Origin of the sequence: Herbaspirillum lusitanum P6-12, from assembly GCF_000256565.1 — a bacterium.
Taxonomy (GTDB): domain Bacteria; phylum Pseudomonadota; class Gammaproteobacteria; order Burkholderiales; family Burkholderiaceae_D; genus Herbaspirillum; species Herbaspirillum lusitanum.
Window position 1 is genome coordinate 1 of record NZ_AJHH01000380.1, and the last position, 11743, is coordinate 11743.

The 11743-nt window shown below is 61.7% G+C and carries 8 protein-coding genes and 1 pseudogene; 4 read left to right on the forward strand and 5 right to left on the reverse strand.

The genetic code is table 11. From position 1 onward, the window contains the following. From HLUSI_RS0112050 to HLUSI_RS28320, 4 genes and pseudogenes are all read right to left on the reverse strand, one after another. Positions 1–1157, reverse strand: a 1157-nt coding sequence (locus tag HLUSI_RS0112050) for an efflux transporter outer membrane subunit (protein ID WP_016834213.1), incomplete at its 3' end; no start/stop codon positions are given. A gap of 29 nt (positions 1158–1186) precedes the next feature. Next, a complete protein-coding gene (locus HLUSI_RS0112055) occupies positions 1187–4411 on the reverse strand; it encodes an efflux RND transporter permease subunit (RefSeq protein ID WP_016834214.1) in 3225 nt (1074 codons plus the stop codon). A gap of 48 nt (positions 4412–4459) precedes the next feature. Then, a pseudogene (locus tag HLUSI_RS28315) lies at positions 4460–5669 on the reverse strand (efflux RND transporter periplasmic adaptor subunit). An 11-nt stretch (positions 5670–5680) separates the two neighbouring features. Then, positions 5681–6523, reverse strand: a complete 843-nt coding sequence (locus HLUSI_RS28320) for an alpha/beta hydrolase (protein ID WP_016834217.1) — start codon at positions 6521–6523, stop codon at positions 5681–5683. A 342-nt stretch (positions 6524–6865) separates the two neighbouring features. On the opposite strand from HLUSI_RS28320, the gene HLUSI_RS0112070 reads away from it, so the two are divergent. The 4 genes from HLUSI_RS0112070 (at position 6866) to HLUSI_RS0112085 (ending at position 10763) form a co-directional block, all read left to right on the forward strand. Further along, positions 6866–7885, forward strand: a complete 1020-nt coding sequence (locus HLUSI_RS0112070; protein ID WP_029363435.1) for a LysR family transcriptional regulator — start codon at positions 6866–6868, stop codon at positions 7883–7885. A gap of 140 nt (positions 7886–8025) precedes the next feature. Further along, positions 8026–8226 (forward strand): hypothetical protein, encoded by a 201-nt coding sequence (locus HLUSI_RS32640; protein WP_157137840.1) that lies wholly within the window; start codon positions 8026–8028, stop codon positions 8224–8226. 442 nt (positions 8227–8668) lie between these two features. Next, positions 8669–9679, forward strand: a complete 1011-nt coding sequence (locus HLUSI_RS0112080; RefSeq protein WP_016834220.1) for an AraC family transcriptional regulator — start codon at positions 8669–8671, stop codon at positions 9677–9679. Positions 9680–9755: 76 nt separating this feature from the next. Beyond that, positions 9756–10763: an aldo/keto reductase gene (locus tag HLUSI_RS0112085; RefSeq protein ID WP_016834221.1), complete on the forward strand. Its 1008-nt coding sequence runs from the start codon at positions 9756–9758 to the stop codon at positions 10761–10763. Between the two features lie 44 nt (positions 10764–10807). Here the strand turns inward: HLUSI_RS0112085 and HLUSI_RS0112090 are convergent, their stop codons facing one another. Continuing rightward, a complete protein-coding gene (locus HLUSI_RS0112090; protein WP_016834222.1) occupies positions 10808–11485 on the reverse strand; it encodes a hypothetical protein in 678 nt (225 codons plus the stop codon). Positions 11486–11743 lie beyond the last annotated feature (258 nt).

Consider the following 11743-nt stretch of genomic DNA (forward strand, 5'->3'; position numbering starts at 1 on the left):
CCGCCGTCGAAGATCGGCAAGGTCAGCGCAGTGCCCACCAGCGGACCCAGCAGGAAGGTGCGGCTGGACCAGTTGAACAGGTCGCCCAGCTTGGCCGATTCATAACCGAGACCGCCGGTCAGATCCAGACGCGGGAACCAGGCCGAACGGGCTACGCCGACACGGGCATTGGCAGCCGCCATGGCACGTTCGGCAGCGGCGATGTCGGGACGGCGTTCCAGCAGGTCGGACGGCAGGCCGGCCGGAATCGTGATCGACAAACGTTGCAGCGGTTGCGGCTTGAAGTCGAACTCGGCCGGCGTCTTGCCCAGCAGGATCGCCAGCGCATGTTCTGCATTGGCGCGCTGACGGGCGATGCCGAAGGACTCCGATTGCGCGGAAGCCAGTTCCGATTTGGCGCGGGCGACGTCTACTTCGCTGATGTCGCCTTCATTGAAACGGCGTTGCACCAGCTTCAGCGATTGCGTGCGCAGATCGACGGTGCCGCTGTACAGCTCTTGCTCGGCATCGAGTTCGCGCAGCAGGAAGTATTGCTGGGCGACGTCGGCTTGCAGCGCCAGACGCACCGAATGGAACAGCGCTTCGCTGCGTTGTGCATCGGCGGTGGCCGCATCCACGGTGGAGGCGACGCGACCGAACAGGTCGGCTTCATACGACACGCCCAACTGTGCACGCCAGAGGGTGTTCGGCGTGGTGTTGGCGTCCGGCGCCAGACCTTGTGAGGCCGGCGACGGACGTTGACGGGTCGCGCCGAAGCCGGCGTTGACTTGCGGGAACAGGCCGGAGCGGGCGTCCTGGCGCAATGCGCGCGACTGGCTCAGGCGGGCGGCGGCAGCCTTCAGGTTCTGATTGGCTTCCAGCGCCTGGACTTCCAGGGCGTTGAGGCCTTCGTCGTTGAAGATCTTCCACCATTCGCCGCGGGCCAGGTCTTCCGCCGGTTGCGCGGTCTTCCAGTCGGAAGCTGCCTTGGCGTTGGCAGATTCGTCGGCGGCTTCCTTGTAGGCGACCGAAGTGTTCACCGCCGGACGTTCGTAAGTCGGCGCCAGCGAGCAGCCTGCCAGCACCAGCATTGCCGCCAGCAGAGCGGAACTGATCCGGAGCGGCTTGAGCAGCTTGCCGCCCAGGCCTCCGAGGTTATTGATTGATAGTGCGTTCATGTTATTTTTCCTTTGCTCATCGGCCGCGATTAACGACCATCGTGCGAGTCAGCTGGAGCAGCATGCTGGTCCACATGCGACCCCGCAGTCAGCGGCGCTTCATGCTTGTGTGCGGAGTGCAGTTTCTTGCCGCCGCCGATGCTACGCAGCAGCACATAGAACACCGGTGTCAGGAACAGGCCGAACAGCGTCACGCCCAGCATGCCGAAGAACACCGCGATGCCCATCGCATGGCGCATTTCCGAACCGGCGCCCGACGACGTCACCAGCGGCACCACGCCCATGATGAACGCGATCGAGGTCATCAGGATCGGACGCAGACGCAGACGGCTGGCGTCGATGGCGGCACGGATCACGGTGCTGCCTTGCAGTTCCAGTTCGCGGGCGAACTCCACGATCAGAATCGCGTTCTTCGCCGACAGACCCACCAGCACCATCAGGCCGATCTGGGTGAAGATGTTGTTGTCGCCCTTGGTCAGCCAGACACCGGTCAGCGCCGCCAGGATGCTCATCGGCACGATCAGGATCACGGCCAGCGGCAGGGTCAGGCTTTCATACAGCGCAGCCAGCACCAGGAACACCAGCAGCACGCTGATCGGGAACACCCACACGCCGGCATTGCCTGCCAGGATCTTCTGGTATGTCAGGTCGGTCCATTCGAAGCGCACGCCGCGTGGCAGGGTCGCTTTGGCAACGCGTTCAGCTGCTTTCTCGGCCTGATCCGACGAGTAGCCGGGAGCCGGGCCGCCGTTGATGTCGGCAGCGGTGAAGCCGTTGTAACGCACCACCATTTCAGGACCGAAGGTCTGCTTGACCTTGACCACCGAAGACAACGGCACCATGTCGCCTGCCGCATTGCGGGTCTTGAGCTGGCCGATGTCGTCGGCCTTGGCGCGGAACTGCGCATCAGCCTGGGCACGCACCTGATACACGCGGCCGAAACGGTTGAAGTCGTTGACGTACAGCGAACCCAGATAGATTTGCATGGTGTTGAACACGTCGGTCACGGGAATGCCGAGCTGCTTGGCTTTTACGCGGTCGAGGTCGACGTCCAGTTGCGGCACGTTGATTTGGTAGCTCGAGAACATCGGGCCCAGTGCAGGTTCTTTCTTGGCCGCCTGCATGAAGGCTTGTGCCGCGGCATCGAGTTCAGCGTAACCGACCGCGCCGTGATCTTCGATCTGCATCTTGAAGCCGCCCAGCGTACCCAGGCCCATCACCGGCGGCGGTGGGAACACGGCCGTGAAGGCTTCCTTGATGCCGCCGAATTTCTTGTTCAGCGACATGGCGATGGCGGTGCCCGACAGTTCCTTGCTCTTGCGTTCTTCGAATGGCTTCAGGCCGACGAAGACGATACCGGCGGACGAACTGTTGGTGAAGCCGTTGATCGACAAGCCAGGGAAGGCGATCGCGCTGTCCACGCCCGGTTCCTTCAGCATGATGTCGCTCATCTTGCGCATCACGTCTTCACTGCGATCGATCGACGCGCCGTTAGGCAATTGCGCGAAGGCCACCAGGTATTGCTTGTCCTGGCCCGGCACGAAACCGCCCGGCACGATGTAGGCGATGCCCACGGTGGCCGCCAGCAGCAGGGCGTACACGCCCATCGCAGAAGCCTTGCGCGAGATCACGCCGGTCACGCCCTTGCTGTAGCCTTCGGAAGCGCGGTTGAAGAAACGGTTGAAGCGGACGAAGAAACCACCGAGGAAGCGGTCCATCTGACGCGTCAGCCAGTCCGGCTTGGCGCCGTGGCCCTTGAGCAGCATGGCAGCCAGCGCTGGCGACAGTGTCAGCGAATTGAATGCCGAGATCACGGTCGAAATCGCAATCGTCATCGCAAACTGTTTGTAGAACTGACCGGTCAGGCCCGTCATGAAGGCCAGCGGGACGAACACCGCCACCAGTGTCAGCGCAATCGCAATGATCGGACCGGACACTTCCTGCATGGCGCGGTAAGTCGCTTCACGCGGCGTCAGCCCGGCGCTGATGTTCCGTTCGACGTTCTCCACCACCACAATGGCATCGTCGACCACAATCCCGATGGCGAGCACCATGCCGAACAGCGACAGTGCGTTGATGGAATAACCGAAGCCCAGCATCAGCGAGAAAGTACCGACAATCGACACCGGCACGGCCAGCAGCGGGATGATCGAGGCACGCCAGGTTTGCAGGAAGATGATCACCACGATCACGACCAGCGCAATCGCTTCGAGCAGGGTATGCACCACGGCTTCGATACTGGCACGCACGAACTGGGTCGGGTCATACACGATCTTGTACTCGACCGACGACGGGAAGTCTTTCGACAGGTCCTTCATCGCGGCGCGCACTTGCGTCGACACGTCCAGCGCATTGGCGCCAGGCGCCTGGAAGATCGGGATCGCCACCGCAGGCTTGTTGTCCAGCAGCGCGCGCAGACCGTATTCGGACGCGGCCAGTTCCACCCGGGCCACATCACCCAGGCGGGTGGTGGCGCCGTCCGGCGAAGCCTTCAGGATGATGTCGCGGAATTCGCCTTCGGTCTTCAGGCGACCCTGGGCGTTGACCGACAGTTGCAGCGGTGTTTCCGGCGAGCTGGGCGAGGCGCCGATCACACCGGCGGCAACCTGCACGTTCTGTTCACGGATCGACTTGATGACGTCGCTGGCGGTCAGGCCGCGCTGCGAGACCTTGTTCGGATCCAGCCAGACGCGCATGGAGTAGTTGCCTGAACCGAACAGGCCGACTTCACCGACGCCCTGGATGCGCGCCAGACGGTCTTTCACGTTCAGCACCGCGTAGTTGCGCAGGTAGGTGGTGTCGTAACGGTTGTCCGGCGAGATCAGGTGGACCACCATGGTCAGCGTCGGCGAGCTCTTGATTGTTGTCACGCCCAGACGTTGCACGTCTTCAGGCAGACGCGGCAAGGCTTGCGCAACACGGTTCTGCACCAGTTGCTGGGCCTTGTCCGGGTCGACGCCGAGACGGAAGTTGACCGTGATGGTCAGGTTGCCGTCGCTGTTGGCCTGCGACTGCATGTACAGCATGTTTTCCACGCCGTTGATCTGCTCTTCCAGCGGCGAAGCCACGGTTTCGGCGATGACCTTCGGATTGGCGCCCGGATACGACGCGCGCACCACGACCGATGGCGGCACCACTTCCGGATATTCGGAAATGGGCAGCTGGAACATGGCCAACACCCCGGCCAGCAGCAGCAGTATCGACAGCACGCCCGCAAAAATCGGGCGGTCGATAAAGAATTTAGAAATGTTCATGGGAGTTCCCCGTTAATAATTTGATGCGGATCTTCTGGATCGATCTTGTTAAGCTTTTTTATCGGCCTTGGCCGCCGGTGCGGTACCGCCAGCGCCGGCAACCTTCACCATCGGCACCAGGTTCGGCGCTACGGTGTCGCCCGGACGGACGCGTTGGAGGCCGTTGACGACGACGCGTTCGCCCGACTTCAGGCCGCTTTCGATGACACGCAGGCCGTCCTGGTTGGCGCCGACGCGGACTTCACGGTAGGTAGCGTGGTTGTCCTTGTCGAGCACCAGCACGAAGCGCTTGTCCTGATCGGTGCCGAGCGCTTTTTCATCAACCAGCAAAGCATCCCGCGGTGCGCCGCCGCCGAGGCGAATGCGCGCATACAGGCCCGGCAGCAACTGGCCGTCGGCGTTGTCGAAGACGGCGCGCACGCGGATGGTGCCGGAGGAGGTGTCGATACGGTTGTCGATCGAACCGACCTTGCCTTCGCGCGAGTAAGCGTCTTCATTGGCCAGGCCCATGAATACCGCGACCGAGGTGCCCTTGGCGCGTGCCGGATTGACGTACTTCAGGAAGCTCTGTTCATCGACGTCGAAGGACGCGTAGATCTTCGACATCGACACCAGTGTCGACAGTGCCGGTGTCGCGGAACCGACCGAGACGATGTTGCCGACGGTGACTTCGGCGCGCGACATGCGACCGGAAACCGGTGCGACGATTTGCGTGTATTCCAGGTTCAGCCTGGCCGAACGCAGAGCGGCTTGCGCGGCTTGCACGTTGGCGGCGGCTTCGCGGGAAGCGTTTTGCTTTTCTTCATAGTCGCGCTTGGCGATGGCGTTGTCGCCCAGCAGGCGTTGACCGCGCGCTACATCCGAGGCGGTGTAGGCGGCACGGGCTTCGGCGCCGGCCAGTTGCGCTTGCGCGCGGGCGACTTCAGCGGCGTAAGGACGCGGGTCGATGGTAAACAGCACGTCGCCCTTCTTGACCATCGCGCCGTCCTTGAAGTGCACGGCGGTGAGGGTGCCGGATACCAGCGGACGGATCTCGACGCGGTCAACCGCTTCGAGGCGACCGGAATATTGCTGCCAGTCGGTGATCTGTTTGCTGACGACTTCGGCGACATCGACGCCGGGCTTGCGGCGCTTGCTGCGCGTTGGCGGTGGAGTCGACGCCGATGGCGGACAGGGTGCCGGCGACGGCGATGGCGATGACGGCGAACACGGCTGCCGTGACGGTGTAGCGATGACGCAATGTGATTTTGCTGGACATGATGGACCTCATTAAGACGGTTGGAATTGGAAAGCAGGGTTTGTTGGGCCTGCGATAGCACTGAAGCGACGACGCAGGAATTCGACGATTTCTTTAAGCAAGGGAATATGGCTGCGCAGCGCATCGTGCGTGATGCCGGCGAAGCGCGCGACCTGTGTATGCACGCCGGCGTGGATCAGCGAGGCGGCGTATTTTTCCGCTTCGGTGTGCAGTACGTCGCAGCCGGCCGTGGCGATGTACGCCGGCGGCAATCCGGCCAGGCGGCTGGCTTCCAGCGGCGCGGCATACGGGTGCAGGCGTTGCATGGTCTGCGGCAGGTACTGGCGATAGCGCAGCGCGCAAGCTTCGGCGGTCATGTCCGAGTTCAGGCGCTTGGCGTCGCCCAGCAAGGTCATGCTGGGATCGAGCATGGGGCTGATCAGCACCTGCGCGACGAACGGCGCCGAGCAGCGATCGCGCGTGATCATGGTCAGGCTGGCCGCCAGGTTGCCGCCGGCATCGTCGCCCGCAACGGCGATCTGGTGCGGATCGATGTGCAGCATGCCGGCATTCTTGACGGCCCAGCAGGCGGCGGCGTAGGCGTCTTCCGGCGCGGCCGGGAACGGCTTGGCCGGCGCCAGCGCGTAGGCCACTGACAGCACTACGGCACGGCTGTGCTGTGCGATGTAGCGGGCTTGCAGGTCGGCGTCGTCCAAGCCGCCGGAGACGAAACCGCCGCCGTGGAAGTACAGCACCAGCGCCTGCAGGTCGCCGCTTTTCACGCGGCCTTGCGGTTGATACAGGCGCACGGGAATCGCGCCGATCGGACCGGGGACGGTGAAGTTGGTGACGGTTGAAGCTTGTTCGACTTCCATGATATTTGGGCGGCGGTTAACGCCGGATTCGCTAAGTTGAAGCGGATTGTGCGCCACAGCATGCGAACGGATAAAGCAGGCAAATCCAACAACACTGTTCGCCGAGCTCGAACAATAGGCGTAAAATACTCGAATTAGTTTGAGGTAAATCGATGCACGACCAATACCGATGCGGTTTTCCAATGTTTTCGGATAGTCGACAATAAGCTTCAGAAAGCCCGCCAATGGCAGCAAAAGATGGCAAATTGGCAGTAAAAAACACGCTTTTACCGCTGTTGCAAAACAATCGCGGGACGTGATTTGTACAAACGCAACGGCAAAATAGTTGCCATGGAGAATCGAATGGACAGATTTCAAGCAATGCAGGTCTTCAGCGCCGTGGTCGACGCCAACAGCTTCACGCGCGCCGCCGACAATCTCAATTTGCCGCGCACGACGGTGACGACCATTGTCCAGGGCCTGGAGAGTTTGTTGCAGGTGCGCCTGCTGAACCGCACCACGCGCCGCATCAGCCTGACGCCCGACGGCGCGGCCTACTATGAGCGCTGCGTGCGCATCCTGGCCGAGGTGGACGAGACCGAGGCTTCGTTCCGCAATGTCACGCGCGGCCCGCAGGGGCGCCTGCGCATTGACGTGCCGGCCTCGATCGGCCGGCTGCTGTTGCTGCCGAACCTGTGCGACTTCTATGCCAAGTACCCGGACATCGAACTGGTCATGGGCATGAGCGACCGTCCGGTCGACATGGTGCAGGAGGCGGTCGACTGCGTGATCCGCGTCGGCGACCTGCAGGATTCGAGCATGGTGGCGCGACGCATCGGCACCTTCCAGGCGGTGACTTGCGGCTCGCCCACGTACTTCGAGCGCCACGGCATGCCGCACACCATCGAGGATTTGCAGAATCACAAATCGGTGCATTATTTTTCCAGCCGCACCGGCCGCACCATCGACTGGGACTTCATGGTCGATGGCGTCGCCAGGGAAGTGAAGATGGCCGGCAAGTTGTCGGTCAACGACGGCGATGCTTATGTCGCCTGCGCGCTGCAGGGGTTCGGCCTGGTCCAGGCGCCGCTGTACATGATTCAGCCGTTCCTTGAAGACGGCCGCCTGGTCGAGATCCTGTCGCAGTGGAAGCCGGTGCCGATGGCGATTTCCGTGGTCTACCTGCACAATCGCCACTTGTCGCCCAAGGTGCGCGCCTTCGTCGACTGGGTCGCCGAACTGTTCGCCACCTGCCCGCTGCAAAAGGGCTGCCAGATGGGCATTGCGGCCGACGCAAAGGAATCTCATTTCACCAGCAAGCCGGAGAGCAACACCATCCGCGCCGTCATCGAACAGCACAACATCGCCGAAAGCGTGTTCTAAGACGCAGTTCAGTCGATTCGGTTTTCCATGCAGCGGCCCGCCTGATGTCGGTATCAGGCGCGTCGCTGTTTTTACGTGCGCGATCGCTTGCATGTTGCATCCCTGGTTGGCCGGACATTGACGAGGCCGTACGCCGCAGAATGAAGAAAGCAGCGCGTCTTTCCGCCGGAAAGAGCGAAAAACGTCGGTCGATGGTGTCTGGAAGGTTGAAGAGCCGAGGCGGCAGCGCGAATGTGCGCGCCGGTGATCGACGGTCCGGTGAAGCGCTGTCGTGCATGGCCGAACCGGAAAGCGGAACGACCGACAGTTTGAATCGTGTGGAATCGTATGTTTTGGCGTGAAGAGATTATGCGCGCAGCGCAGCAATTTCTGTTTGCTGAAAGATGTCGAATATTTGCCTGATTCTCCAGTCTGATGGGGAATCAGGCAGTTTTTTGCAGTTTTCGGATTTGATTTCGCTCGCGTTGAGCCGTCTTGCGGACGGAATGGTCGATAAAAAGCGGGCGTTTATGCAAATATGAGCAGGACCGAAGGCGATAGCGCTACATCAGGCAGGATGAGGCTTTCTGGCTGGTCATGCGCAGAGGAGCGGAAATGCAATGCCGCGCCCCATTACGCCGCAGTCTGGCTTCTTGTCTCGCGCAAATCCCATCGCCGGATCCTGCTCGGATACCCAATTCTCCTGATTATTTGCCTATTTCTCCAGACGGATGCGATGGAGATTCAGGCAAGTCGGCAATCTGGAGTAAGCTGGCTGCTTCGACCTTCCCTGCCCGAACCGCCATGGATCTGAACGACGCCCCCACCGATATCGACTACAGCGCCGATGCACCTGCGCCCGGGTCTTCCGCGCCTGCATGCCAGGACATTGAAGCCGACGAGCGGCTGCGCGCGCGCGCGGCGCAGCGCGAATTGGTCGCGCTGATTGCGCGCCTGACCGAAGGTGCCGAAGGGTCGCTGGAAACCGGCATCGAAGGTTTTTTCCTGCATCGCATCACCAATCCGCAGGGCCCCAAGCACGCGGTGCAAAAACCGGTATTCGCGGTGATTGCGCAGGGCGCCAAGCGTCTGTTCGTCGGCGACGACATCTATGATTACGATCCGATGCACTATCTGGTGTCGTCGGTGGATTTGCCGATGGTGGGCAAGGTGACGATGAGCAGTCCGGAGACGCCGTATCTGGGTTTGCGCATCGATCTCGACACGCGCGAAATCGGTTCGCTGATCGGCGATGAGCATCTGCCGCAGGGTATTCCCTCGGACGCGTCGCGCGGCCTGTTCGTCAACCGTCTCGACATCACGCTGCTGGATGCGGTGCTGCGGCTGTTGCGCCTGCTGGACACGCCGCGCGATATTCCCATATTGGCGCCGATGGTCAAGCGCGAAATCCTGTATCGCCTGCTGATGAACGGCCAGGGCGCGTTGCTGCGCCAGACCGTGCTGCAGGACAGCCAGATGAACCGCATCGCCAAGGCCATCCGCATGATGAAGGAAAGCTTCGCGCAGCCGCTGCGCGTGGACGACATCGCGCGCGACGTGCACATGAGCGTGTCGTCGCTGCATCATCATTTCAAGGTGGTGACGGCGATGAGTCCGCTGCAATATCAAAAGAACCTGCGCCTGCAGGAAGCGCGCCGGCTGATGCTGGCCGACGACGTCAGCGTGGCGACGGCGTCGCAGACCGTGGGTTACGAGAGTCCGTCGCAATTCAGCCGCGAGTACAGTCGCATGTTCGGCGCGCCGCCGCTGCGCGACAAACGGCGCTGGCTGGAAGAAGAGGCGCCGGCGCTGTAGGAGTCGCCGACGCGATTCCCGGCAAGAGGCTAGAATCATCTTCCTTTACAGGCTCACCTTCCCAACGGAGACTTCCATGCAATATCGACGCCTCGGCAAAAGCAACCTGAAAGTCTCGGCCTTGTGCCTGGGCACCATGATGTTCGGCGACCAGACGCCAATCGACGAAGCGCGCAGCATCGTCGCCTCGGCGCGCGAGCATGGCGTCAACTTCATCGATACCGCCGACGTCTATTCAAAGGGCAAGTCGGAAGAAATGGTCGGCAAGCTGCTGCAAGGCCAGCGCGGTGACTGGGTGCTGGCGAGCAAGCTCGGCAACGCCATGACCGGCGCGCCGAACCAGTCGCACTATTCGCGCCACTGGATCGTGACGGAGACCGACAACATCCTGCGCCGTCTCGACACCGATTACCTCGACGTGCTGTACATGCACCGCGATTACCACGAAGAAAACCTGGAAGAAGCGATCCAGGCGCTGGGCGACCTGATCCGCGCCGGCAAGATCCGCGGCTTCGGCGTGTCGAATTTCCGTGGCTGGCGCATCGCCGAAATCGCCCGTCTGTGCGAAAAGAACAATGTGCCGCTGCCGCTGGTGTGCCAGCCGTATTACAACCTGTTGAATCGCATGCCCGAAGTGGAAATCCTGCCGGCCTGCGCCAACTACGGCCTCGGCGTGGTGCCGTACAGCCCGATCGCACGCGGCGTGCTGACCGGCAAATACAAGCCGGGCCAGAAGCCTGCGGAAGATACGCGCGCCGGTCGCGGCGACAAGCGCATTCTCGAAACTGAATTCCGCGAAGAGTCGCTGGTCATTGCCGAGCGCCTGCAGCAGCATTGTGCTGCGCGCGGCGTCAAGCTGGGACAATTTGCGACGGCGTGGGTGCTGGCAAATTCAGCGATCAGCAGCGTGATTGCCGGCCCGCGCACCCTGGCGCAGATGGAAGATTATTACGATGCGGTGGAATTGAAAATCAGCGCGGAAGAAGAAGCGCTGATCGACAGCCTGGTGACGCCGGGCCATTCATCGACGCCGGGTTACAACGACCCGAGCTATCCGTTCTTCGGCCGCGTCGCGGTCAAGTAAGTCGGACCGACCCTTGGATTGCCTCGATCGCTGCCAGGCTTGTGTCAGCTGGCGGCAGCGGGTCGCGCAGCTTTCTTCGGCTGCAGCAGGATTTCTTCCTGGCGCGTCGCTTCGGCGCGCTTTTCTTCGTGCCAGCACAAATTCAGCATCATGAAATGGCTCTGTATGCCGATGTCGCGCATGAAGGTGCAGCTCGCGGGTGGTAGTGCTTTGCGGCTGATGGCCAGTTGCATCCGCGCTTCGCCGTCGGGCAACGCGCGCCGGCTGGAATCGTCGACGACGGTGCGGCCGGTTTCATCCGGCGTCAGGCCGCCGTATTCGTGATCCGACAACACGTCGATGCTGACGCTGCGCACGATCTGCGTGGCGCAGCCGTTGTCGACCTGCATGTTGTCGATGGCGACGCCGACGTGCTCCGAGCGCTTGATGCGCTTGCCGTGTTCATTGAGATAAGTCACGCGCTCGCTGGTTTCGGGAAACTCCCTGACGGGCATCCGGCGCAGCGCCGCTTCTCGCGCACAGGCGCGGTACGCCAGCTCGGCTTGGCGTTGCGCGTCGCTGTCGTTGATCCGCTCCCATGCGCTGTGCTGTTCTTCCGGCGCGGTCGCGGCCGCTTGTGCGAGCGTACTGTCGCGTTCGTGGTCGCGGCAAGTACTGAGCAATACGCTCGCCGCCAGCGCGGCCGCCGCGGCGAGAATGATTTTATTCCTGGATAGCGTCATGATGTTACCCCTTCGTTTCCCTTGTGATGACGCAGCTTCGGCCCGAGATGGGCGCGCCGTTCATCGATGTAGCGGACACGATTATGCGAGTTAGTGCAGGACGCTTAAATAGGACAATTCTCAAAAATCTGTTTTTCGCTTGAAAAACAAAATAACTTCCATCGCAAGATCTTTGTCTTACGACGAACGTATCGAATCGGGAGGAGATGGGGGTAGTTTTTGGGTTCTTGCGGGAACCACGACGGCCGTAAGAACCAT